Source organism: Vibrio sp. MMH1-50 (assembly GCF_022347645.1).
In the GTDB taxonomy this organism is placed as follows: Bacteria; Pseudomonadota; Gammaproteobacteria; order Enterobacterales; family Vibrionaceae; genus Vibrio; species Vibrio harveyi.
In genome coordinates this window covers 37,836-61,755 of sequence record NZ_JAKRGG010000004.1, presented here as the reverse complement: position 1 = coordinate 61,755, position 23,920 = coordinate 37,836, and the positions used below count along the sequence as shown (strand labels likewise).

The 23,920-nt window shown below is 43.8% G+C and carries 22 protein-coding genes; 19 read left to right on the top strand and 3 right to left on the bottom strand.

The window, feature by feature from the left end; genetic code table 11:
- Positions 1-46 precede the first annotated feature (46 nt).
- Together MHO32_RS04775 and MHO32_RS04770 are read left to right on the top strand one after the other, a co-directional pair.
- Positions 47-532: an acyl-CoA thioesterase gene (locus MHO32_RS04775; RefSeq protein ID WP_038899233.1), complete on the top strand. Its 486-nt coding sequence runs from the start codon at positions 47-49 to the stop codon at positions 530-532.
- A 162-nt stretch (positions 533-694) separates the two neighbouring features.
- Entirely contained in the window at positions 695-940 is a 246-nt protein-coding gene (locus MHO32_RS04770) for a hypothetical protein (RefSeq protein ID WP_005453409.1), read from the top strand.
- 369 nt (positions 941-1,309) lie between these two features.
- Here the strand turns inward: MHO32_RS04770 and malG are convergent, their stop codons facing one another.
- The 3 genes from malG to malE all read right to left on the bottom strand — a co-directional run bounded on the left by malG (position 1,310) and on the right by malE (position 5,046).
- Entirely contained in the window at positions 1,310-2,200 is an 891-nt protein-coding gene (gene malG, locus MHO32_RS04765; RefSeq protein WP_005432001.1) for a maltose ABC transporter permease MalG, read from the bottom strand.
- Positions 2,201-2,212: 12 nt separating this feature from the next.
- On the bottom strand, positions 2,213-3,787 hold the full coding sequence (malF, locus tag MHO32_RS04760) for a maltose ABC transporter permease MalF (protein ID WP_005453407.1): 1,575 nt from the start codon (positions 3,785-3,787) through the stop codon (positions 2,213-2,215).
- Between the two features lie 80 nt (positions 3,788-3,867).
- Complete coding sequence (gene malE / locus MHO32_RS04755; RefSeq protein WP_005453405.1) at positions 3,868-5,046, bottom strand: maltose/maltodextrin ABC transporter substrate-binding protein MalE; 1,179 nt, start codon at positions 5,044-5,046, stop codon at positions 3,868-3,870.
- Between the two features lie 668 nt (positions 5,047-5,714).
- Between malE and malK the strand changes: the two genes are divergently transcribed.
- The 17 genes from malK (at position 5,715) to MHO32_RS04670 (ending at position 23,918) form a co-directional block, all read left to right on the top strand.
- Positions 5,715-6,833 (top strand): maltose/maltodextrin ABC transporter ATP-binding protein MalK, encoded by a 1,119-nt coding sequence (gene malK, locus MHO32_RS04750; RefSeq protein WP_005453403.1) that lies wholly within the window; start codon positions 5,715-5,717, stop codon positions 6,831-6,833.
- 413 nt (positions 6,834-7,246) lie between these two features.
- On the top strand, positions 7,247-8,647 hold the full coding sequence (locus MHO32_RS04745) for an undecaprenyl-phosphate glucose phosphotransferase (RefSeq protein WP_005453401.1): 1,401 nt from the start codon (positions 7,247-7,249) through the stop codon (positions 8,645-8,647).
- On the top strand, positions 8,637-9,863 hold the full coding sequence (locus tag MHO32_RS04740; RefSeq protein ID WP_061066257.1) for an outer membrane beta-barrel protein: 1,227 nt from the start codon (positions 8,637-8,639) through the stop codon (positions 9,861-9,863). The genes MHO32_RS04745 and MHO32_RS04740 overlap by 11 nt, the downstream gene beginning before the upstream one ends.
- Before the next feature lie 12 nt (positions 9,864-9,875).
- Complete coding sequence (locus tag MHO32_RS04735) at positions 9,876-10,409, top strand: polysaccharide biosynthesis/export family protein (RefSeq protein ID WP_005453398.1); 534 nt, start codon at positions 9,876-9,878, stop codon at positions 10,407-10,409.
- Entirely contained in the window at positions 10,409-12,604 is a 2,196-nt protein-coding gene (locus MHO32_RS04730; RefSeq protein WP_239210753.1) for a GumC family protein, read from the top strand. Before MHO32_RS04735 ends, MHO32_RS04730 begins: the two co-directional genes overlap by 1 nt.
- Complete coding sequence (locus MHO32_RS04725; RefSeq protein ID WP_017188677.1) at positions 12,582-13,391, top strand: putative capsular polysaccharide synthesis family protein; 810 nt, start codon at positions 12,582-12,584, stop codon at positions 13,389-13,391. Before MHO32_RS04730 ends, MHO32_RS04725 begins: the two co-directional genes overlap by 23 nt.
- A gap of 2 nt (positions 13,392-13,393) precedes the next feature.
- Positions 13,394-14,446 (top strand): glycosyltransferase, encoded by a 1,053-nt coding sequence (locus tag MHO32_RS04720; protein ID WP_239210750.1) that lies wholly within the window; start codon positions 13,394-13,396, stop codon positions 14,444-14,446.
- Complete coding sequence (locus MHO32_RS04715) at positions 14,412-15,662, top strand: O-antigen ligase family protein (protein ID WP_045489950.1); 1,251 nt, start codon at positions 14,412-14,414, stop codon at positions 15,660-15,662. The genes MHO32_RS04720 and MHO32_RS04715 overlap by 35 nt, the downstream gene beginning before the upstream one ends.
- A gap of 72 nt (positions 15,663-15,734) precedes the next feature.
- Positions 15,735-16,565 carry a putative capsular polysaccharide synthesis family protein gene (locus MHO32_RS04710; RefSeq protein WP_009697148.1) on the top strand — a complete coding sequence of 277 codons (831 nt, stop codon included), beginning with the start codon at positions 15,735-15,737 and terminating at the stop codon, positions 16,563-16,565.
- Entirely contained in the window at positions 16,565-17,596 is a 1,032-nt protein-coding gene (locus tag MHO32_RS04705) for a glycosyltransferase (RefSeq protein ID WP_009697149.1), read from the top strand. Before MHO32_RS04710 ends, MHO32_RS04705 begins: the two co-directional genes overlap by 1 nt.
- 8 nt (positions 17,597-17,604) lie before the next feature.
- Positions 17,605-18,912 (top strand): oligosaccharide flippase family protein, encoded by a 1,308-nt coding sequence (locus MHO32_RS04700; RefSeq protein WP_239210748.1) that lies wholly within the window; start codon positions 17,605-17,607, stop codon positions 18,910-18,912.
- 2 nt (positions 18,913-18,914) lie between these two features.
- Positions 18,915-19,301, top strand: coding sequence for a VanZ family protein (locus MHO32_RS04695; RefSeq protein WP_009697151.1), 387 nt, complete (start codon positions 18,915-18,917; stop codon positions 19,299-19,301).
- A gap of 154 nt (positions 19,302-19,455) precedes the next feature.
- Positions 19,456-19,776 (top strand): N(4)-acetylcytidine aminohydrolase, encoded by a 321-nt coding sequence (gene yqfB / locus MHO32_RS04690; RefSeq protein WP_005432046.1) that lies wholly within the window; start codon positions 19,456-19,458, stop codon positions 19,774-19,776.
- Between the two features lie 50 nt (positions 19,777-19,826).
- Positions 19,827-20,414, top strand: a complete 588-nt coding sequence (locus MHO32_RS04685) for a TetR/AcrR family transcriptional regulator (RefSeq protein WP_009697152.1) — start codon at positions 19,827-19,829, stop codon at positions 20,412-20,414.
- A gap of 102 nt (positions 20,415-20,516) precedes the next feature.
- Entirely contained in the window at positions 20,517-21,548 is a 1,032-nt protein-coding gene (locus MHO32_RS04680) for an NADP-dependent oxidoreductase (protein WP_239210745.1), read from the top strand.
- Between the two features lie 15 nt (positions 21,549-21,563).
- Complete coding sequence (locus MHO32_RS04675; protein ID WP_239210744.1) at positions 21,564-22,181, top strand: glutathione S-transferase family protein; 618 nt, start codon at positions 21,564-21,566, stop codon at positions 22,179-22,181.
- A gap of 300 nt (positions 22,182-22,481) precedes the next feature.
- A complete protein-coding gene (locus MHO32_RS04670) occupies positions 22,482-23,918 on the top strand; it encodes a catalase (RefSeq protein ID WP_005451376.1) in 1,437 nt (478 codons plus the stop codon).
- Positions 23,919-23,920: the final 2 nt, after the last annotated feature.

Here is a 23,920-nt window from a genome sequence, read left to right as displayed (position 1 = left end):
GCATTGCTGTTACATTGAAGCTAAACAACGCACAAAGGAATGACAGATGAGCAGTGGTCAAAGAGACATTACCCTTCGTTTTCTTGCAGAACCTGGAGACGTAAACTTCGGTGGCAAAGTACACGGCGGTGCCGTAATGAAGTGGATCGATTTAGCAGCTTACGCATGCAGTGCAGCTTGGAGTGGAAAATACTGCATTACCGCGTACGCAGGTGGTATTCGCTTTGTCGCCCCAATTCATGTTGGGAATTTAGTCGAGGTCAGTGCCAAGGTCATTTATACGGGGCGCAGTTCAATGCACATTGCTATTGATGTACAAGCCAGCGATCCAAAAGAATTGAAAAACCGCCTTACAACACATTGCATCGTCATCATGGTTGCGGTTGACGAAGACGGAAAGCCAACTGATGTTCCTAAGTGGATACCGGAGTCTGAAGAAGATAAAGCGCTCGAACAATCGGCTATTCGCCTAATGAATATGCGCAAACAGATTGGCGAAGAAATGGAAGCTCACGTCAAATATCTCAAATAAATCAACTTATATACCCAAGTGCCCTCCAGACACTTGGGTGTACCCGTGAAGTAATGTCATGGTTCTGTCATTCACTTCATGCCAGGTTCAAATTGTCATAAATCTTTCACTTTGATTTGGTTAAATCCACCCACAATTTTGGTGTTGGGTAGAGTTTGGATCTTGAGCTTAAAAAAGACCACGTTAAGTGAAAATACATTAACCAATTTAAAAGCGGTCGAATATCAGTGGGTCAGAACCATGTATGTCGAAGGCTATAACGAAGAAGAAATTAACCATTACATACAAACTTGTTTTGGTGGTGACTCAACTTTTGCCGATCTATTCCGCCGTGTTGCTCTACAGCAAGAAAGTTTATATACCTTACTTCAATATGTAGGCTGTGCTCCCTCGAGCCGCGAGTTTTAACGCTTTCTCAGAAAATCCAGCCCCTTCCCTCTAAATACGCTTAAATTAATTCTGTGAAGTGATACGCAGGGCATTCTGATGTCACTGTGTAATCCATTGCAAACTGGTTAGTCTGTATCGGAAACAAGAAAGCATAGAGATTCTACGGGTATAAAAAAACCTGAGTCGAGACTCAGGTTATGGTTACAAGAAACTGTTAGTGATTAAAGCGTAAGGAACTAAGCTAACAGCCAGCTATGCGTAACGCCAATAAAGCCTGATATTACTGATCGGCGGCCAAACCAAAAGCGTAATATCGATGCTAAATATAAGGGCGACCATTTGGTCGCCCTTTTCTAGTTATTCTTTTCTCTCAGAGACCAACTGAGATTATCCTTTCACACCACCAGCTGTCAGACCACCGACTAACCAGCGTTGTGCAAGCAAGAATACGATTGTAATTGGTAGTGCAGACAATACTGCTGCAGCTGCGAAATCACCCCATAGATAGTTCTGCGGGTATAGGTACTGCTGCATACCAACTGCTAGTGTGTAGGAGTTTACATCAGAAAGTAGTAGAGATGCTACCGGTACCTCACCTACAACACCGATAAATGACAAGATGAACACTACAGCTAGAATTGGCACAGATAGTGGTAGTAGTACCAAACGGAACGCTTGCCATGGCGTAGCACCATCCAATGCCGCGGCCTCTTCTAGCGAGTTATCAATCGTCTCAAAGTAACCTTTAATGGTCCACACGTGCAGAGCAATACCACCTAGGTAAGAGAAGATCAAACCACCGTGCGTGTTTAACCCCAGGAACGGAATGTACTGACCTAGTTTGTCAAACAATGCGTAAAGAGCCACAAGCGCAAGTACCGCCGGGAACATTTGGAAGATCATCATCGCTTTCAAGATGGTGTTCTTACCTTTGAAGCGTAGACGTGCAAACGCGTAAGCCGAAGTTGTTGACAGTGCCACGATAAGGATTGACGTGATACCCGCAACTTTTACTGAGTTCCAAAGCCAAGTTAGTACTGGGAATGGAGGCGGTGTTACAGAACCATCTGCATTTGTTACCGAGAAGCCTAGTGCTAACTTCCAGTGCTCTAACGATGGGTTGTCTGGAATCAGACTACCCGTTGCAAAGTTACCCTCACGGAATGAGATCGCAATGATCATCAGCAGTGGGAAAATAATCAGTGACAGGAAAGCCCAAAGAGCAATATGGGTCGCCCATACACGGTACTTTAAAGATTTACCTTGTACTATAGCCATGGTCGTTACTCCTTAGTCCTGAGATAGCTTAGTGAAACGTAGGTTCAATAGTGCTAGCGCGCCAACCAATAGGAAGATAAGCGTTGCGATTGCACTTGCTAGACCGAAGTCTTGACCACCTGCACCTTCAAACGCGATACGGTACGTGTAGCTTACTAGTAGGTCGGTGTAACCCGCTGGCTCAGAAGTACCAATCATGTTTGGACCACCGCCAGTCAATAGCTGAATCATTACGAAGTTGTTGAAGTTAAACGCAAAGCTCGCAATCAGTAGTGGAGTCAGAGGTTTAATCATCATAGGTAACGTTACTTTCATGAAGTTTTGGACGAAGTTCGCCCCATCGATTGCAGACGCTTCATAAAGGTCATCAGGAATCGCTTTTAGTAGACCCATACATAGAATCATCATGTAAGGGAAACCAAGCCAAGTGTTCACGATCATTACCATGGTTTTCGCTAGGAATGGGTCAGAGAACCAAGATGGGCTAATACCAAAGATAGCGTTCAATACCATGTTGATCTCACCAAAGCTTTGGTTGAAGAGACCTTTAAAGATTAGGATTGAGATAAACGCCGGAACCGCATAAGGCAGAATCAATAGTACTCGGTACACTGCTCGACCTTTAAGCTCCTCCCACTGAACAACACTCGCTAGAACTAAGCCAATAACTAGCGTGAACACAACCGTCAGGATTGAGAATACGACCGTCCAGATGAAGATACTGATGAAAGGCTCTTTGATGCCGTCGTCTTTCCAAACTCGCTCAAAGTTATCTGTGCCAATGTTTACGACAAAACCAGGAGAAACTGTGTTGCCAACAAACTGACCATTCTCATCAACGGGTTGGTAGTAACCCACATCCATGTTTGGACGCAATAGTTCTTGAGTACGGTTGTTGAACAGTGATTCGCCATCATCTTGAAGTGTGTATAGCGGAACCACAGCTGCGAACTTACGTAGACCGCTCATACGAATGTCATCGCCGCTTGGAAGGTGCAAGTCAACGCTGCTTAGTGCACTGCGGTTCTTAACGATAGTTTTGATTGGCTCTTTGTCACCAGTCGCTTCAGTGATAGGCGCTAAATCAAGATCCGTTGCAGAGAAGCCGTCAAGTTGGAAGGTTGGCGTTGCTAATAGCTCGTCGCCTTTCTTCACAACAATTTGATGACCTTGCTCAGTCTTGTACAGAGTGAATGGGAAACTTTCACCACTCTGATAAGTTCTGTCTAACAGTACAGTCTGTGCACGATCGAAAGAAAGCTGGTTTTTTGCGCTGTAGTTAGTAAACGCCAGACCGACGGTATATGCCAAAGGGAACAGGATGAATAGAATCATCCCGGCAATACCAGGGTAGATGTATCGGTGAGCGTAAGTTTTCTTACTACCAAAAATGAATAGCGCTAATGCGGTTAGAATGATCGTAAGTAGCGCAAACGCAATCTCACCGCGAGAATACATTAAGATAGTTGCGTAGCCATTGATAATGCCGACTGTGCCCAATAGTGCCCATTTGGTGAACACTTTCTTGCTGCTTGGTAGGCTGGCTTCTGGTGCTGTCATAGCATCTGTACCTTGAACTGACTGCATAGGGAACCTGCTAGCGAATATAGGATAAATATAGAAAAGTAAGGAGGAGTTGCCCCCTCCTTAAAAAGGGTATTACTGAATTATTTAGTCATTTGTTTTTCTGCATCTGCTAGAGCAGCATCTACAGTTTGACGACCGTCAACAACGTTGATGATAGCGTTCTTAGCTGCACCCCAGAATGCATTCATTTGTGGGATGTTTGGCATGATTTCACCGTTCATCGCGTTGTCCATTGTTGCTGCGATACGAGTATCTGAATCTAGCTCACGTTGGAACGAGTTAAGCGCTACTGCACCTAGAGGCTTGTCGTTGTTAACCATACGTAGACCATCGTTAGTTAGTAGGTAGTTCTCGATGAACTCTACCGCTAGGTCTTTGTTAGGTGATGCAGTGCTGATACCAGCAGTTAGTACACCAACGAATGGCTTAGAAGACTGACCTTGGAATTTAGGCAGTGTTGTTACACCGTAGTTGATGCCAGACTTCTCGATGTTGCCCCAAGACCACGGACCGTTGATAGTCATTGCTGCAGTACCTTGGTTGAACGCAGACTCAGATACTGAGTAGTCCATATCCGCAGAGATTACGCCTTTGTCTACTAGACCTTTAACGAAGTTCATCGCGTCTTTCACGCCTTCCTTCGCGATACCAGCATCTTTAATGTCGTAACCTTCAGATGTGTATTTAAACGCGTAGCCGCCATCAGCTGCCATTAGTGGCCATGTGAAGTACGGTTCTTTTAGGTTCCACATGATCGCAGACTTACCGTCTTTCTTAAGCTTCGCATCTAGCGCTGCTACTTCTTCCCAAGTCTTAGGTGGGTTTGGAACAAGGTCTTTGTTGTAGATTAGAGATAGAGACTCAACTGCTACTGGGTAACCGATAAGTTTGCCGTCGTAACGAACTGCATCCCATGCAAAATCAACGATGCCGTCTTGAATTTCTTTAGATGGTTTGATTTCAGCTAGTAGACCAGATTCTGCGTAGCCACCGAAACGGTCGTGAGCCCAGAATACGATATCAGGACCATCACCTGTCGCTGCAGTTTGAGGGAACTTGTCTTGTAGACCGTCTGGGTGAGCCACTGTTACCTTGATGCCAGTGTCTTCTTCAAACTTCTTACCAACTTCAGCAAGACCGTTATAGCCTTTGTCGCCGTTGATCCAGATAGTCAGTTGTCCTTCTTCGATGGCAGCATTAGCACCAAAAGAACCCAAAGCAACAAGAGTACCTAGTGCTACAGCGCTTAATTTTTTCATGTTCGTATCCTTTTTATATTTTTGATGTAGGGCTAGTCCATTGAGGTTCAGCCGTATTTCGACATATATCATCTGAAATAATCCTATATGTCTCATCCTCCTAATCCCTACGCCCTTGCAATTATGACGTATTTTCGTGATCTGAATCGCCAAGGGTTAGAGACTCAAATCACAAAATGAATACTTCCTGTGATCGGTTTCAACTTTAGGTCACGCAATAATGTGATTTCAGCCCAACTCCCACTCTACTCCTCCTTTTTGACTCCTCCCCGCCTACTCCCCCTACAATTATTTCGATTAGGAGGATGTAGCAGTGAACACAATCTTAGAAACTGCAGTCATCCAAGAGTGGATGGTAAGAACCCTTTCCCAGCAGTACCTACCCTATAGGTGAAAAGATTTGCTGGTTTTTCATTGCCATACGAGTGGAATGTCATTATTGGTGTTGTTTGTGGTAATTATTTCACGGGGGAGACAACACGAATAATGTGGGGGAGAGAAACTCGTATTTGGCTATGATGGGTAGTGCTCCAGTTCAGGACATTTGGAGCGCTACCCTGTTTTTCTTACCAATCCCAATAACTTACCGATTCCTACTGTTACTGCTCGCTAGATAATTCATATAATGATGAGCGGTGAATAATAAAAATTGATCGAGGACGAGCTACATGGCGAGTGTCACGTTAAAAAATGTTTGTAAAGCGTATGGCGACGTACTGATTTCTAAGAACGTAGATCTAGAGATCAACGAAGGTGAATTCGTTGTTTTCGTAGGTCCATCAGGTTGTGGTAAATCTACCCTGCTACGTTGTATTGCCGGTCTTGAAGACATTACTTCAGGTGATTTGTATATTGGTGACCAGCGCATGAATGACGTAGAACCATCCAAACGTGGTGTTGGTATGGTGTTCCAGTCTTATGCTCTTTACCCACACCTAAACCTATATGACAACATGTCATTTGGTCTGAAACTAGCAAAAGCTGACAAAGCTGAAATCGATAAGCGTGTTGAACACGCAGCAGAAATTCTACAGTTGGGTCACCTGCTAGAGCGTCAACCAAAAGCACTTTCTGGTGGTCAACGTCAACGTGTTGCGATCGGTCGTACGCTTGTGTCTCAACCAGATGTATTCCTTCTTGATGAACCATTATCAAACTTGGACGCAGCACTGCGCGTAAACATGCGTGCGCAAATCACGAAGCTACAACGCCAGCTTGGTTGTACCATGATCTACGTTACGCACGATCAGGTTGAAGCGATGACAATGGCTGACAAAATTGTCGTTCTTGATGGTGGTTATGTATCACAAGTTGGTAAGCCATTAGAGCTTTACCACTACCCACAAAACCGTTTTGTTGCTGGTTTCATTGGTTCACCAAAGATGAACTTCATGAGTGTTTTCATTGACGAAGTCGAATCAGAGCGCGTAAAAGTACAACTTTCTAACGGTGTATCATTCTGGATCCCAGTAGATGGTACGACGGTGAACCGCGGTGACCGTATGTCACTAGGTATTCGCCCAGAGCACTTAGTTCAAGCCGTTGACGCTGATGCGACAATTCACGGTGAAGTGATGATCGTAGAGAAACTAGGTAACGAGACTCAAGTTTACCTAAACCTAGAAGGTGCGGACGCAGACGTTATCTACCGTCAACCAGATACACTACCAGTAGAGTCTGGTGACAAACTAGAAATCGGTATCCCTGCACATCGTTGTCACCTATTCCACAGCGATGGTCGCGCATGCCGCCGACTACATAAAGAAAACGGCGTAGATTTCGAGTAAAACTTCTTTCACCTTTGCTTGCTACCAATCCCTCTCATTCGAGAGGGATTTTTTATTTCCGAAACTAACGTATTAATTTTCCGTCCTAAGAATTAATTCGATAGACCATAAGCAAATTAAAACCTTAGTTTCTTTTCAATCCTTTACGATTAGTACTTTTACCCGCCCTACTCAGACAAGTATTAAGTTTTTCCTAAACTGCCAATATTAGCCGAAGGTCTAAATTTCATTCTTATTTCCACTTACCTAAACAGAGCGAATTTTTAAACTAATTTCCGAATTATGGTGATTGATAGATCGGTTTTCTGCGGTCACCAACAAACACATTTTATTTATCACTAAAAAGCGTTAACGACACGGATATTGGGAAACGACACCCAATGGCGGTAGCGTGTCTTAAGGGAAATTAGGTTATGAAACACAAAGGACTCATACGTTCTCATGAGATGGAATTCGCATTTTTATACCGCATCTCTGATCTCGTAGTCATCGTCTCGTTTATGCTGTTTTTGGTTGTCAAAGATGCCAACACGTCACTCTACAAAGATTACGTTATCCTATCTTTCGTAGGCAGCGTTTCTTTCCTCATCATGGCTGAGAGCGGAAAGCTATATCGTTCTTGGCGCACCAGTTCATTTAAAGAACAAATATTTATCCTGTGCATTTCATGGTTAGTGACCTGCACCTTCCTGTTTATGGTTCTGTACTTTTCTCAAGTACATGTCTTGTTCGAGCGCTACATTCTTGCATCTTGGTTCTTAATTACACCAGTACTACTTCTTTCTTGGCGCGTTGCGTTTCGTGCGGTCTTGGCATACATGAGAAAGATGGGCTACAACACTAGAACTGCAATCATTATTGGTCAAACGCCACACGGTTTAACACTTGCAAATGAACTAGAAAGCCACACAGAGCATGGTGTCTTATTTGATGGTTTCTACGATGAGCGCTCTAAAGACCGATTGCCAGAATCCGAATACCCAATAAAAGGCAATGTTGGTCTAGCCTTAGAACGAGCTAAACGCGGTGAAGTGGATTACGTTTATATCGCTATGCCAATGCACGCTAACGAGCGTATTGCATCATTCCTGACTCAGTTTTCAGACACCACGGCGAACACTTACCTTATCCCTGATTTCTTTACCTATAACTTACTGCACTCTCGTTGGGATCAAATAGGTCAAGTTCAAACACTCAGCGTTTTCGATACACCTTTCGCTGGTATTTCATCATGGGTAAAACGTCTAGAAGATATTGTTTTATCAAGCATTATCTTGCTTCTTATTTCACCAATCCTACTCGCAATTGCTATCGGCATTAAAGCTACATCTAAAGGTCCGGTTATCTTTAAGCAATTCCGCTACGGATTGGATGGCAGAAAAATTGAAGTTTGGAAGTTCCGTTCAATGACCACGATGGAGCAAGGGAACGACGTAAAACAAGCCACCAAAAACGATCCTCGCATTACACCATTTGGTGGGTTCCTACGTCGCACTTCTCTTGATGAACTGCCCCAGTTTATCAATGTTCTGCAAGGCACGATGTCGATTGTCGGTCCGCGTCCGCATGCGGTTTCACACAATGAGGAATATCGCCAAATCGTCGACCGTTACATGCTAAGACACAAAGTAAAACCAGGCATCACAGGCTGGGCACAAATCAATGGCTACCGTGGTGAGACCGATACACTCGATAAAATGGAAAAGCGTGTCGAGTTCGATTTGGATTACATCCACCAATGGTCAGTTTGGATGGACATCAAAATCATCTTCCTGACGATATTCAAAGGATTTACAGGTTCAAATGCGTACTAAGTCGATCATGATAAAAAAGACGTACTTGGGGGTTGTTCTAGCACTAAGCTCTGCTGCTTCAATGGCAGAACCGATGGCTTACAGAACCGAATCAGGCATTGAGTTTATTCCTACCGTAGGCGTGTTTTATGAAGGCAATGACAACATTGCGAAAGCTGACCAAGGTGAAAACGTTGAATCAGTAAATATTTGGGGTGTTGAGCCAAGCCTATTAACAAAGATTGAACGCAATCAATACCGTGCAGACTTGCTTTATAAGTTAAGCGCGGGCTTCTCCTCTGATGAACAAAATGATTACGATGATCATCTTATTCAATTCACTAACTTCTTTGAGTTTAATCATCGTAACCGCTTGGTCTTGGATTACCAATTTCGCGCTCAGCATGAAGAAAAAGGTGAAGAGTTTACTGAGGGGCAAGGAAACAAAATTACCGATCCGTTGGAGTTTCATCGCAATGTTTTCAGATCCAATTACATATTGGGCTCTGACGGTTCAAAAGGACGGTTTGAGTTTGGTATAGGTTACCAAGATAAAACCTATCAGAACTACCGTGATGGACTGCCAGGAAAGCCTGACTCTAAAACCAAATACAACGACTTTCGAGCGCCGAGCGCGCATCTCGAATTTTATTTGCGCGCCACACCCAGGACTTATTGGTTAATCGGAACAAAACAAACCTTAACAGATTATCAAACAGATAATCCAAATGTACCTTCCAAAGACAATCACTCGGGCTTCTATTACACCGGTGCTCAATGGGAAGTCACGGGGAAAACACAAGGTATCGCGCGATTGGGTTACCAAATAAAGGACTTCGATAGTCATCAAAGAGAAACCTTCGAGGGATTTAGTTGGGATATCGGATTGGAATGGCAACCACAGGAACACACGCTCCTGACCTTAAAGACGACTCAAGCTGCGGTTAGCCCAGATCAGGATGGCGATTACAACTTGCAAACTCGTTATACGCTAGCGCTCAAGCAAGATTGGAACAGCTACTTAACCACACGTTTAGAAGCACTCTATCAACAAGATGACTATACCGGCGTCACACGTAACGAGGATCGCTACGCCTTGTCCGCAGGTGTGGATTATCAAATTAAGCGCTGGGTACTACTTAAGGCAGATTGGCGCTATCAAGATAAAAACTCCAACTTGCAGGGCTATAGTTTTGACCAAAACGTTTGGTCTATCAGTGCCCGATTCTCTTTATAACAAGGAATATCAATGAACCTTTTAACAACGCTGCTTGGCTTAACGCTGGTTCTATTTAGCGCCTTTGTTTCGGCAAATACCAGTGAGCAAGATTATTTGCTCGATACAGGCGATACCATTTCTGTACAAGTGTATGGCGAAGAAGATCTGACGATAAAAAACATCCTAATTACGTCAGATGGCTACTTCGATTACCCATACCTAGGACGCATCAAGGCGATCAACAAAACACCAAAACAGCTGAAATACGAAATAGAAACCGGGCTAAAAGGTGATTACCTCATTAACCCTAAAGTCATGGTCACAATCAACAGCTTTCGACTTTTCTATGTGAACGGTGAAGTAAGAAAACCAGGTGGGTTTGAATATCAACCAGGGCTCACCATAGAAAAAGCGATCGCTCTAGCCGGTGGTTTGACCGACCGAGCATCAAGAAAAAGTATCAACCTTACCCAACATGCAACAGGTAAAACTGTTGAAAGCGTCAACATGCAGCGCTCGGTAGAGCCTGGCGACATTGTATTTATCGATCAGAGCTTCTTCTAATGACAGGCAATTCAATGAACGGAATTCATTCTACTCATCCTTCTTCCAATCGCATCGAGTTGATTCGTTTTGGGCATCACTACCGAACACTTAAAAAGAATTGGTTAAGCATTTTAGCGTTTACCATCATCTTTTCTCTCACTTGCACTTGGTATATCTATTCGAAAAAGTCGGTATACCAAGCCACTGCTACCCTTCTTATTCAAGAAGAGCAAAAAAGTGCACTCTCAATTGAAGAAGTGTACGGCGTGGACACCACTAAAAAAGAGTACTTTCAAACTCAAATCGCCATTCTTAAATCAAATCACATTGCCGACAAAGTGATTACTCAGCTTAACTTAACCCAGCACCCTGAGTTCACAGGGTCAAGTAGATTTGAGCAGAAAATCGATGAGATTAAGTCCATCCCACTAGTACAAGATGTGTTACGAGTGTCTCCAAATCCTGAAGAAACTCAACAGCATGCAAAACCATACTACCAGGCTCTTCAAGCATTCAAAGAGAAGCTAGAGATCGAACCTGTACGTAACACTCAGCTAGTGAAAATTCGCTTTCGCTCTACTGATCCCGAGCTTGCTACCAAGATTGCGAATGCCGTCGGTCAGGCATACATCGATACCAACTTCGAAGCCAAGTTAGTAATTACTCAAAACGCAGCGACTTGGTTGACCAATAACTCACAAAAGCTAGAACAACGCTTGAGAACGTCTGAGCAAGCGCTACAAGACTTCTTATTGCAAGAAGGTCTTATTGATATCAATGGTATTGATGATATCTACGCCAGTGAACTCGAAGAGCTAAGCCGCAAGTTAAATGCCGCGATTAATAACCGTATTGAAGCGCAGACTCTGATCGACCTTTTGAAGCGTAAATCTTCACAAGACTTAGATAGCCTTCTGTCTATCGACGAATTTGCAAACCAAGCGCAGATCCGCGATCTTAAACTTTCTGAAGCTCAAGCTGAGAAAAATGTCTCTGAGCTTTCTCAACGCTATGGACCAAAGCATGACCGTATGGTTCAAGCTAGGGCTCAGCTAGATTCAATTCGCACCCGAACTCAACAGCTGATTCGCGAAATCTCATTCAGCAAACAACAAGACTTACTCGCAGCGAAAGCGCAAGAAGATATGCTTCGCGCGGAATTAGACAGCAAAAAGTCAGATTTCCAAATGTTAGGCTCCCAAAAAGCCAAGTATGAGCAACTGAAGCGAGAGGTCGAATCGAACAAAGATTTGTATGAAGCGTTTTTGAACCGCGAGAAAGAGACCAGCGCCACTAGCGATTACAAAAACGTCACTGCGCGTTTTACTGATCCAGCAATCATTCCGCTTTTCCCGATTGCGCCACAACGTATGAAGCTGGTGTTAATTGCAACCTTCTTTGGTTTTGCTATTGCCTGTGCGCTTGTCATCATTTTAGAAACATTGCGTGAAGTGATTCGTACTTCCTCAGATGTACAAGAAAAGCTGGGGGTCACCTGCCTAGGCACAATACCAAGAGTGAAAAAGCGTAATCTAGGCAAAGGTGGGGTGAGCTATACCGCTTATCTCGACAAAGATGAGAAACTGTTCAGCGAAGCCTGCCGCTCGGTCAGAACCTCTCTCCTGCTCAGATTAACAAACTCGAAACAGAGAGTGCTCCCTTTCACTTCAGCTATTCCAGAAGAAGGCAAAACATCAACGAGCATCAATATGGCAGTGTCTTTTTCCACCATGGAGAAAGTCTTGATCATGGATTGCGACTTACGCAGACCATCGATCGCCAAACGTTTTAATATCTCGGAGTCGAGCCCTGGACTCACCAATATCCTTACGATGGATACATCGCTAAGTGAGTGTATTGTTCGCAGCGAGGAGGCGAATCTAGATGTATTGCCTGCAGGGATTATTCCACCAAACCCACAAGAGTTGTTGGCATCCGATCGTTTCGACAAATTGATCGAATACCTCAAGGGGAAATATGACCGCATCATTATTGATACGCCTCCACTGCTATCAGTGAGCGATGCACTCATTCTAGGTAAGAAAGCAAACGGATTAATTACGGTAATCCGATCAGAATCGACCAAGGCATCATTGGTTAACGCAGCGCTATCTAAACAAATTCAACACTCAGTTCCTTCGCTTGGCGTTCTGATTACTCAGGCAAAATCAAAGGAAGGAGAAGCGAATTATGTCCAGCAGTACGCCTATTAGCCTTAGCATGCAGTGGTACCAACTGTTAAAGGAGCAGGACAGCCCGGTACTGATTTATCAAATGGGAAAAGTGGGGTCGAGCGCGTTGGAGAAATCGATTCCAAAATCGATTCATCTACACGATCTGATGTCTATCGATGCAGAAAAACAGATATCTCCAGTTCGTGCACAACTGCATAACCCTGCGACTAACTACATCAAGCGCTTATTAAAGCGCTTGATCATGAGTCGCATGCTCAAGCGTAAGAAACAAGTCCGCATCATTTCTTTAGTGCGTGAGCCGATTGGTCGAAACATATCCATGTTCTTCCAATCCCTACCATTCTGGATGGCGGCAAAGTACTTAAACGATGACAGTGCAGTACGCTCTGAACGTTCTCAATTGCTACATGAAGCTTTTGAGGAGCATGTAAACCATCAATATCCATTGGAATGGTTTGATAATGAAATCAAGCCACTCACTGGCATCGACGTGTTTACACACCCTTTTGATCATGAGCTTGGATATCAAGTTTACCAAAAGGACAACTTCTCTCTTATGGTTGTTCGTGTCGATAAACTCGATCAGTCACAAAAAGCAATTAGCACCTTTTTACAACAAGAAGTAAAGGTGCAGCATGACAACCAAGCCGATAACAAGTGGTACTCCCCTCTTCTTGTTGAATTTAAACGTACTTTTCATCCCAAAGTAGCGCTCATTGAAGAAATGCTCACTTCTAAATTCACTAAGCATTTCTTTTCTGCATCTGAGATCGAAAAGTTCAAAAAAGATTACTTATCTGCCTAATTATGAAAACAAAAATACTTCATATCATCAATGACTTATCCAAAAATGGGGGCGCGCAAAAATTCCTTGTGGATCTTGTGATGGAACACGCACCTCAATACGATATAAAGATTCTTGTATTGTGCGATGACAACGACTATCTGGACTTGTTATCTGCTCAAGGCATCGAATGTTTTAACTGGAAAACGCTTTCACTAAAAGAAAAGTGGTCACTGTCGCGTTGGCCTGATTTAGTTCATGGTCACCTATATCCTTCCATCTATCTCGCGCTATTAGCTGTGGGGAAAAAACGAATTCAAACCGAGCATTGTTCTTATAACCGCCGCCGTGACTACCCCCTATTCAAATTCATGGAACACCTGCTTTACAGAGGTCATAACCTTACTGTTAGCATCAGTGAAAAAGTGCAAGAAGAGCTCGTGAAATTCATGCCTCACTACCAACACAAATATCGTGTTGTACACAATGGCGTTGATCTCGAACGTTTTCCAATGGTCGCAAAGTCCGCCAGTTCAGTGCTACAAAAGCCAGTTATTAATATCGGTATGGTCGGAAGACTGCATGAGCATAAAGACCATGAAACCTTGATTCGTGCGACTGCCCTAATGCCGACCAATTATGAGCTTCACTTAGCGGGAGATGGTAGTAAACGCACCGAACTACAGTCTCTTAGTCATCAACTCAATATTGCCGAAAGGGTTCATTTTCACGGCATCATCTCTGATATTCCGTCATTCCTGAGCGACATCGACGTATACGTCCAGTCTTCTAAAGTGGAAGGCTTCGGTTTAGCTGCGGTTGAGGCGATGGCAGCAGGTTTGCCAGTATTGTCTTCTGACGTACCTGGATTAGATGAAGTCATGGGCAGCAGCGAATACCTGTTTGATCTGGGAGATTCAAAGCAACTTGCCCACAAATTAACTCAACTTTGCACCACCCAAGAAATGTACAACAGAGCAAGCGAGTACTCAGTTAATCGCGCCAAGTTATACACCATCGACAAATTCCGAGACGGTTACTATGGACTTTACCAGCAACTCTGCACCAGTAAGTAGTCGCATCTCATTACTGGCAGCAATTACGCTCTCCCTCTTTTTCGCACCATTTAAAGTGGGAGCAGGTAGCCTCGTACTCGCGCCTTCCGATATTGCAAGCTTGCTCTCGATCGGTTTAGTCGCTCTTATCATACTGGAAGGTAAGACCCATGCATTGCTACATCCTCGAATGGGCTTCTTATTACTGTTTACCAGCTATGTTTTTGTCAATGGACTTCTTAATCGTGTCCCATTTATGCCTTTGGTCACGGAGACAGTTCAATGGGTAGCCATATTAAGTTTGCTGTGTTTACTTTACGCCTACGGTGTCTTTAACGACGAGCGAATCATGGTCTATTTTACATACAGCTTACTGGTAATTTGCTCTCTTGTTGCGCTGTGGCACTTCTCACAAGGCTATCAGAGTGGATTCAAGCTATTGGGCGTGAGTAAGTACGCCTTCGGTGTTCTCTGCTCCCTACTCTACCTTTACAGAGACAAAATCCGCGCTTTTCCCCTATTAATGCTATTTGCATTCGTACTACTGGTTCTTTCTCAAGAGAGAAAAGCGTTGCTCGGTTTTTGCTTGTTGGTTTTTATGGATCAACTGGTGATCAAGCGATTAGTACGACAAACCATCAGTGAGACCTACACTTGGACTGTTCTGATTGGGGTAAGTTTAGTCATCTTCTTCGTCGTATCAACAACGCTTTACGTGGGTTTTGACCAGCTTGCAGACAAGCTCGAAATTACTCAGGAAGACATCCTATTTGCCAACCAAAGTGAAGCGCGTTGGGTATCCAATTTACACCGTAAATTGCTCTTGGCAAACGGGTTAGACATCTTGCTTCAATATCCAATTTTAGGTGTCGGAGCAAAGATGTTACCTCACTACATGATCAACTACTTTAACTACGATGAGTTAGCGATTTACACCCACAACTTTGTTCTAGATACCTCTATCGAATACGGGCTATTAGGCATTTTGTTGTTATTTGGTGGTTATGTGCACTTTATGAAGGGCTGTTTCAACTCATTGGAAGAGAATAGAAAGAGCTTCCTACTCGCAATCTACGCTCTAATCATGGTGTTTTTTGTCGCCGTGAATACCACCATCATTTTAATACTTTTACTACCCGTCATGATCAGTAAAGCAAGGCATTATAACCTCCAGCAAGAGACAACCGTTTCGGCAGAGTTCCACTCTCAACCTGCTCATGATTCAAAACCCAATTAACTGATTTCGCCACCAAACAACAAATAGAAATGGCGAAGAGCAAACAATTTAAAGCTATCAAGGATAGGATAAATGAAATATTCAATCTCTCGACAATTTGAGAAAAACCGAGAACTTCAAGCAGACAATTTCGTGCTGGTTTACCAAATGGGTAAAGTCGGTTCGTCGTCTATTGAGCATACTTTGGGTGAGCGTAAAATTCCGAGCTACCACATCCACACGTTTGATGATCACGAAGAGTTCCAGATGTACCACAATAAAAAAGATGTGAGTAAATTCTTCGACTTTAAAAAACGCACCATGTATCGCCTTGTTCTCAACAAAAGAAAACGCATCTTACAAAAGCGCGACAACATCAAGATTGTGACTCTGGTACGTGACCCAATTGCAACGGTTTTCTCCCGCTTTTTCCAAGACCTGCATATTCAATTCATCGAAGGCAAGAAAAACGACGCTATCCATCGCGATATGGATGTGACTTACAAACATTTAGAGCATTGCTTCGATAACTACCTTAACCTTAATTATTTTGCTAACTGGTTCGATAACGAGCTTAAACGTAACTTCAACATCGATGTACTTCGCCAAGAGATTGATAACACTCAACCTTTTTATACATTCAGTAATGAAAAGGCGAGTGTCATTCTAATTAAATGCGAACAGCTGAGCTCCCTTGATAAAGAGATCGGTGAGTTTCTTCAGCTTGATGATTTTATTCTTAAAAACAGCAACGAAGCAAAGAACAAGTGGTATTCCAATATCCATCAGTACTTTAAAGAGCGTTACGACTTCTCCAAGCTTTTCTACATGTACGATCTTCCTCTTTATCGTCACCTTTACTCAGAGCAAGATCGTGAAGCATTTAAGAACAAGTGGAAGCAAACTCCAGGGACCAAAGCATAATGAAAAAAGTACTGCACATAACCGAAGCTTTTGGCGGTGGGGTTCAAACAGCACTCTACAGCTACGTTCACTCTTCGCGTAGCGAAGCATTCGAACATTCATTGCTTGCTCGTGCTCGCTCAAATGATATGACTAATGAATCAAGCAACCATGTCTTTAGCCACACAAAATGGGTAGAGGGCAACTTATTGCAATTCATGAAGGACGCAAACGCATTCATTGCGGAGATCAAGCCAGATTTTGTTCACTTACACTCAAGTAAAGCGGGCTTCCTCGGTCGATTCTTAAAGCTCGGTCATGCTCGCCTTATCTACACGCCCCACTGTTATGCATTTGAACGTGAAGATATTTCCAATTTTGCCAAACAGATTTACAAGACGTTAGAAAAAATCGCGCTCAAAAAAATCGATGTTGTTGCTGGGTGCAGTCAACGCGAATGCGATTTAGCCATCAGCATAGGCGCTAAGCGCGCTGAGTTACTCAATAACTACGTAACCTATGGTAGCGAAGAGCGCAGTCCAAATACTAACAAAACTCAACTGAAATTGGTCATTCTAGGACGAGTCGCTCCACAAAAAGATCCTCAGTTCTTGCTTGATACACTCGGTCAAATCAAAAAGGCTGAGTTAGCACATGATATTGATATCACTTGGATTGGTGGCGGCGAGAGAGAGCTTGAAGATCAGTTACGTGCACAAGGTATTAAAGTCACGGGCATGATTCCACGAGATGAAGTCGTTAGCCTACTCAAAACTTCGGATTTGTACTTACATACTGCAGCTTGGGAAGGTATGCCGCTGACCATTCTTGAAGCGGCGAAGCTGCATTTACCTATGGTCATTCGCTCTATCGGTGCCACCAAAGATCTTAACTACCCTTTCTTGGCACAAGGTCCACAAGAGATGGCAAAACAAATCACCCATTGCATTAATCACTACCACGATATTGACTTCAATCAGTACTCAAAGGAGCTCAATGAAACATTTAGTGAAGAAAAACAACGAATCGCGCTAATCAGCATTTACAGCTAGAGGATCAAATGCTTCAACAACTACAACAAAAGCGCGCAGCCACTCAGAACAAGGAAAAAAGTCTGTTTTCCCTCGGCTTTCAAACCGCAGTTACCCGTGTTCTGAGTGCTGGTTTTGCGTTTCTTTTAACGCTCATCGTTTCCCGAGTCACAGATGCATCGACATCAGGGCAGTTTTTCTTTTTGTTTAATCTCGCTTACTTCACTGCCATTATTTCTCAGTTAGGATTTGATGTTTCGCTTGTTAAGTACAACGCTATTGGTTTCTCGAATAACAATAGTGAGGAACAGAGCAACAACTACCGTATCGCGCTAGCACGAAGTCTGTTGTTTAGTGTAGCAGCGTGTACTTTTATCTACTTGGCATTCAACTTTTTCCCTAAACACGTAAACACAACTGGCGTTTCCGACGCTGCACTGGCACTTGCTTTGTTGTCGATCCCATTACTCGTTATTGGGCAGACAAATAGCCGAGTATTGCAAGCCTCTAGACGAGTTGTCCCCTCGCTATTTGCGTTACAACTCGGCGTGAGCTTCTTTATGGTTGCGCTGGTATTAGTGGCTCAGAGAGCTTACTCAATTGATGCAGATCTCCTTATGATTTTACTCGTCATAGCAACAGGGGCTGTCGCTCTCCAATCGAGCATCAAATGGCTTAAGTCTGATCAATATAGTCATGGGAAAACGGAGAAAAATACCGAGCTAACCTATTCAGCAAAACAAGTTTGGTTTGGCAGCATCTTTTCCAATTTGGTTCAGTGGGGCAGCTTGGTCATTGCGGGTTTCTTTCTCGCAACTTCCGATCTTGGCTTACTCGCAGCAGCACAACGCACCTCATTACTCATTGGCTTTGTGTTAGTCACAATTAACTTCGTCGTCGCTCCGATGTTTGCTTCACTCTATAAGGAAGGAAAACTAGATCGACTGCAAAGTCTTAGTCGTTTGGCATGCCGTGCAAATATTGGAGCAGCAATGATTCCCGTGGTTGTGTGCGTCGCCTTTCCTGAATTTGTTATGCAACTGTTTGGCAAAGAGTTTACTGCAGCTGCGCCCTTACTCGTTGCATTGTCGCTAGGGCAACTAGTGAATGTGGCAACAGGTTCAGTTGGGTTTTTATTGCTTATGAGTGGACATGAAAAGACCATGAAATACATCACTATCGTATCTGGTGTCATCTCCATTACATTACTGGTCACGCTCTCTCAATGTTACGGCGTATTAGGCGCAGCTTGGGCAATGGCGATAGGTTTAGCAATCCAAAACTTAGCCGCACTCTACTTCGTGAAACGTTATCTTGGCTTTTTTCCAGTGGGGTAAATATGACAAATACGATTGCACGAATTAGCTTTATCGGAGTGTTACTACTGACGATTTCTCTATCGCTTTGGAAGAGTTCTGATATCAGTCATGCCACGTACCAAAATCTAGAGAATTATGTCGGCGGCTCAAGTACGTTACATTTTACCTTTAGCCTTTTGATTGGTTTTCTAGCCGTGTTTAACTTCCCTAAATGGGTGACAGCAACAAACGCGGACATGTTTGGTATTCGGTTACTGATCGTCCTATTGTTTATCGTCTCTTTGGAGGAGTTCAGCCAATTGTTTATCGCAACTCGCTCCTTCAGTTTTGATGACTTAAGCACTAATTGGATCGGTATTATATTAGGTTACTTCTGTGCCAAACTTATAAAACTCATTGTTAAATAATAATATTTTCGGCGCACTCAACACTCTAAAGCGACAAACTACACACCTCGAAATAGCGACTCTACATAGGCGTCTTTGGTGAGCACTTTTTTGGATATTTTTCTTAAAGGGCGAGATATACTCTCGCCCTATTACATTAATATGAGCATCGGTTATGTCTTCACATCCAACTAAAATCACCTTCTTTGAATTCCTAACACCACTTATCACTGCAGGTAAAAAGACAATCACGATTCGTGATGAATCAGAAAGCCACTACGTGCCCAATACCGAAGTGGAAGTGTTTACCTTAGAAACAGATCGCAAGGTATGCGACATTAAAATCCTGTCAGTAGCACCACTGAAGTTTGATGACATCAATGAGTTCCACGCAGAGCAAGAAGCGATTGAACTGCCAAAACTGAAAGAACTTATCCGTGAGATCTACCCAAATATCGATGAGCTGTATGTGATTGAATACGAACTGATCAAGTAAGATTTACAAATTACTAGACGACTGGTCTAATCGCTTTTATAGTATTAGTCATGAATGCAAAAACGAACGATACACGCCAACACATTCTTGATGTCGGCTACCAGTTGGTAGTGACCAAAGGTTTTACCAGTGTTGGACTCTCAGAACTATTAAAGGTAGCGGATGTGCCGAAAGGCTCTTTCTACCACTACTTCAAGTCGAAAGAGCAATTTGGTGAGGCATTGATTGAAGATTACTTCTCTCGCTACCTTAAAATGATCACAGCCCACTTTACTGAAAGTGAAGGCTCTGGTTCCGAGCGCCTGTTGAGCTACTTCGAGCGCTGGATGGCGATTGAAAATGGTCAATGTAATGCCAACAAATGCTTGGTGGTGAAATTGAGCGCGGAAGTTTCTGATCTTTCAGAAGCAATGCGTGTAAGACTGGCTTCGGGTGCCACTCAAGTGGTGAAAGCCATCGAAGATTGTGTCCAAGCGGGCATTGAAGACGGCTCTATCCAAGTTGAATCAGCAGAACAAACCGCCCACTTGATTTATCATCAATGGATTGGTGCAAGCTTACTCAACAAACTGTATCAGGATCGTTCCGGCTTAATACGCAGCTTTGAGAGCACTCAAAGTATGCTAAAAGGCAAATAACGAACCACACTTAATCCGCCTTATCTTTACCCAAAAAGTACGGCGGATTTTTTAGGAATAAAAACTAGACGACTGGTCTAATAATTAATATAGGAACTTACCATGACCCAAACGCTTAACCGTCAAATCGTATTGGCTAACCGTCCAAAAGGTTCGCCAGTCCCAGAGAACTTCCGTTTAGAACAAACTGCTATCCCTACTCCAAGTGAAGGTGAAGTGCTTCTGCGCAGCGTATACCTATCTCTCGACCCATATATGCGCGGTCGAATGAATGAAGGCAAATCCTACGCAGATCCCGTTGAACTAAACGACGTGATGGTTGGCGGGACCGTTTGTCAGGTCGTGGAATCGAAGAACTCTGACTTCCAAGCAGGCGAATGGGTGGTAGCTTACACAGGCTGGCAAGATTACGCGCTATCTAACGGCGAAGGTCTATTTAAATTAGGCTGTGAGCCGACGCATCCTTCTTATGCCCTTGGTGTACTTGGTATGCCTGGCTTTACCGCTTATGTGGGTTTATTGGAAATTGGTCAGCCTAAAGCTGGTGATACCTTAGTTGTCGCTGCTGCAACCGGTGCGGTCGGTTCTATGGTTGGTCAAATCGGTAAGCTAAAAGGTTGTCGTGTAATCGGTATCGCAGGCGGCGCAGAGAAGTGTCAGTACGCAAAAGAGACCCTAGGATTTGATGATTGTCTTGATCACACCGCAGATGACTTTGCAGAGCAACTAGCAGCAACATGCGACAAAGGTATCGATGTCTACTTTGAAAACGTAGGCGGTAAAGTCTTTGATACCGTGTTACCTCTGTTAAATGTCGGCGCTCGCGTGCCACTTTGTGGTTTGATTTCTCAATACAACGCGACAGCGTTACCAGAAGGTCCCGATCGTATGTCGATGTTGATGGGCAACATCCTGGTCAAACGCATCAAGATGCAAGGTTTCATCATTTTTGATCACTATGAGCAAAGCTACACAAATTTCGTGAAAGATGTAAGCCAATGGCTAGCGGAAGGCAAAATCCACTACCGTGAGCATTTAGTGGAAGGTTTAGAAAATGCGCCAGAAGCATTCATCGGTCTGCTGGAAGGCAAAAACTTCGGCAAACTTGTTATTAAAACTAATCAACCTGTATAAGAAAAGGATTCTTCTATGATTAAACTGCATCACTTAAACCAGTCTCGTTCAAAACGCATCATTTGGTTACTAGAAGAGCTGGGCGTAGATTATGAAGTCATACCTTACCTTCGTGACAGTGTCACCTTTCTTGCTCCACCTGAGCTCAAGAGCATTCACCCACTCGGCAAGTCACCCGTATTGGAAGATGGCGACGAGATCGTTACAGAGTCTGGTGCCATCACTGAATACTTAATTGAGAAGTACGCGGACGGGCGTTTTGCACCAGAACGTGGCAGCAAAGCTTACACGCAATACATTCAATGGATGCACTTTGCAGAGAGCTCAGCCATGGTTCCATTGCTTCTCAAAATGTTTGTCGCTAAAGATGGCGTGCAAACGAATTTCCTAGCTGACTATGCAGATGCGGAAACCATGAAAGTCATGGGTTACGTTGATCAAAGCCTTAAAGGAAAAACCTACTTTATTGAAGAGCGGCTAACAGGCGCGGATTTCATGATGTCGTTTATTGTCGACATCCTAAACAAGTTTGGCGTTATTGAGCGTTTCCCTAACATTCAACGCTATGGTGCACAGCTTGCCACTCATCCAGCATTCCACAAAGCTGAAGAGCTAGAGGCAAAGTATGGCTAACTTAATGACTGCCAATCTGCGCTGAGTAGCCTAAGTTTCTGTCTATTTCCGATTTAATTGAAATAGACAGAAATTATTCATATAAGCCATATTCAAGAACAACCTTTAATCCATACGACAAATAATGTTAATTGACACAAAGGCATTATTTAACAAGCACTTAAAGCATAGGTGATACCTATCACACTGATTGCTAATAACAGTTTTTTTATTCTCAGTTGCAGCGCTATTCTCCTTGCATAACTTTCGAGCAGTTGCCGAAAAGTCGATAAATAATCACTATATTGCAAGGAAAATCAAATGAGCAAAAAACTGACTACAGCAGCAGGTTGCCCTGTCGCCCATAACCAAAACGTTATGACTGCTGGTCCTCGTGGCCCTCAACTATTACAAGACGTTTGGTTCCTTGAAAAATTAGCGCACTTTGACCGCGAAGTGATCCCAGAGCGTCGTATGCACGCAAAAGGCTCTGGTGCTTACGGTACGTTCACTGTAACGCACGACATTACAAAATACACTCGCGCGAAAATCTTCTCTGACATCGGTAAAAAAACAGAACTATTCGCTCGCTTCACAACCGTAGCTGGTGAGCGCGGTGCAGCAGATGCAGAGCGCGACATCCGTGGTTTCGCACTAAAATTCTACACTGAAGAAGGTAACTGGGACTTGGTTGGTAACAACACACCAGTATTCTTCCTACGTGACCCGCTAAAATTCCCAGACCTAAACCACGCAGTAAAACGCGACCCTCGCACTAACATGCGTAGCTCTACCAACAACTGGGATTTCTGGACATCACTACCAGAAGCATTCCACCAAGTGACTATCGTAATGAGTGACCGTGGTATCCCAGCTTCTTACCGTCATATGCATGGTTTTGGTAGCCACACATTCAGCTTTATCAACGCAGAAAACGAGCGTTACTGGGTGAAATTCCATTTCAAAACTCAGCAAGGCATCAAAAACCTAACTGACCAAGAAGCAGAATCAATCGTCGGTAAAGACCGCGAAAGCCATCACCGTGACCTTTACGAAGCGATTGAGCGTCAAGACTTCCCTAAATGGAAGATGTACGTACAGATCATGCCTGAGCTAGAAGCGGATGAAGTCAACTTCAACCCATTCGACCTAACAAAAGTGTGGTCTCAAAAAGACTACCCACTGATCCCAGTTGGTGAGTTTGAACTGAACCGTAACCCAGAAAACTTCTACGCAGAAGTTGAGCAGTCAGCGTTCAACCCAGCAGCAGTAGTCCCTGGTATCGGCTTCTCTCCAGATAAGATGCTACAAGGTCGTCTGTTCGCTTACGGCGATGCTCAGCGTTACCGCCTAGGTGTGAACCACCATCAAATCCCTGTGAACGCACCTCGTTGCCCTGTTCACAGCTACCACCGCGATGGCGCAATGCGCGTTGATGGCAACTTTGGTTCAACACTGGGTTACGAGCCAAACTACAAACAAGAATGGGCAGAGCAACCAGATTACTCTGAGCCACCTCTACGCATCAATGGCAACGCTGATCACTACGATCACCGTGTAGACGAAGACTACTTCAGCCAAGCGGGTGACCTATTCCGTCTGATGAGCGAAGAGCAACGTCAAACTCTGTTCGACAACACAGCTCGCGCAATGGACGGTGTGCCAGAGTTCATCCAACAGCGCCACGTTCAACACGCATACCAAGCGGACGAAGCGTACGGCAAAGGTCTTGAGATTGCACTAGGCTTAAACAAGTAAGT

Bases quoted from the DNA above. Each gene is read 5' to 3' on its own strand.
- MHO32_RS04775 (WP_038899233.1), top strand. From the start codon at position 47: ATGAGCAGTGGTCAAAGAGACATTACCCTTCGTTTTCTTGCAGAACCT.
- malG (WP_005432001.1), bottom strand. From the start codon at position 2,200: ATGGCTATAGTACAAGGTAAATCTTTAAAGTACCGTGTATGGGCGACC.
- malF (WP_005453407.1), bottom strand. From the start codon at position 3,787: ATGCAGTCAGTTCAAGGTACAGATGCTATGACAGCACCAGAAGCCAGC.
- malE (WP_005453405.1), bottom strand. From the start codon at position 5,046: ATGAAAAAATTAAGCGCTGTAGCACTAGGTACTCTTGTTGCTTTGGGT.
- malK (WP_005453403.1), top strand. From the start codon at position 5,715: ATGGCGAGTGTCACGTTAAAAAATGTTTGTAAAGCGTATGGCGACGTA.
- MHO32_RS04745 (WP_005453401.1), top strand. From the start codon at position 7,247: ATGAAACACAAAGGACTCATACGTTCTCATGAGATGGAATTCGCATTT.
- MHO32_RS04740 (WP_061066257.1), top strand. From the start codon at position 8,637: ATGCGTACTAAGTCGATCATGATAAAAAAGACGTACTTGGGGGTTGTT.
- MHO32_RS04735 (WP_005453398.1), top strand. From the start codon at position 9,876: ATGAACCTTTTAACAACGCTGCTTGGCTTAACGCTGGTTCTATTTAGC.
- MHO32_RS04730 (WP_239210753.1), top strand. From the start codon at position 10,409: ATGACAGGCAATTCAATGAACGGAATTCATTCTACTCATCCTTCTTCC.
- MHO32_RS04725 (WP_017188677.1), top strand. From the start codon at position 12,582: ATGTCCAGCAGTACGCCTATTAGCCTTAGCATGCAGTGGTACCAACTG.
- MHO32_RS04720 (WP_239210750.1), top strand. From the start codon at position 13,394: ATGAAAACAAAAATACTTCATATCATCAATGACTTATCCAAAAATGGG.
- MHO32_RS04715 (WP_045489950.1), top strand. From the start codon at position 14,412: ATGGACTTTACCAGCAACTCTGCACCAGTAAGTAGTCGCATCTCATTA.
- MHO32_RS04710 (WP_009697148.1), top strand. From the start codon at position 15,735: ATGAAATATTCAATCTCTCGACAATTTGAGAAAAACCGAGAACTTCAA.
- MHO32_RS04705 (WP_009697149.1), top strand. From the start codon at position 16,565: ATGAAAAAAGTACTGCACATAACCGAAGCTTTTGGCGGTGGGGTTCAA.
- MHO32_RS04700 (WP_239210748.1), top strand. From the start codon at position 17,605: ATGCTTCAACAACTACAACAAAAGCGCGCAGCCACTCAGAACAAGGAA.
- MHO32_RS04695 (WP_009697151.1), top strand. From the start codon at position 18,915: ATGACAAATACGATTGCACGAATTAGCTTTATCGGAGTGTTACTACTG.
- yqfB (WP_005432046.1), top strand. From the start codon at position 19,456: ATGTCTTCACATCCAACTAAAATCACCTTCTTTGAATTCCTAACACCA.
- MHO32_RS04685 (WP_009697152.1), top strand. From the start codon at position 19,827: ATGAATGCAAAAACGAACGATACACGCCAACACATTCTTGATGTCGGC.
- MHO32_RS04680 (WP_239210745.1), top strand. From the start codon at position 20,517: ATGACCCAAACGCTTAACCGTCAAATCGTATTGGCTAACCGTCCAAAA.
- MHO32_RS04675 (WP_239210744.1), top strand. From the start codon at position 21,564: ATGATTAAACTGCATCACTTAAACCAGTCTCGTTCAAAACGCATCATT.
- MHO32_RS04670 (WP_005451376.1), top strand. From the start codon at position 22,482: ATGAGCAAAAAACTGACTACAGCAGCAGGTTGCCCTGTCGCCCATAAC.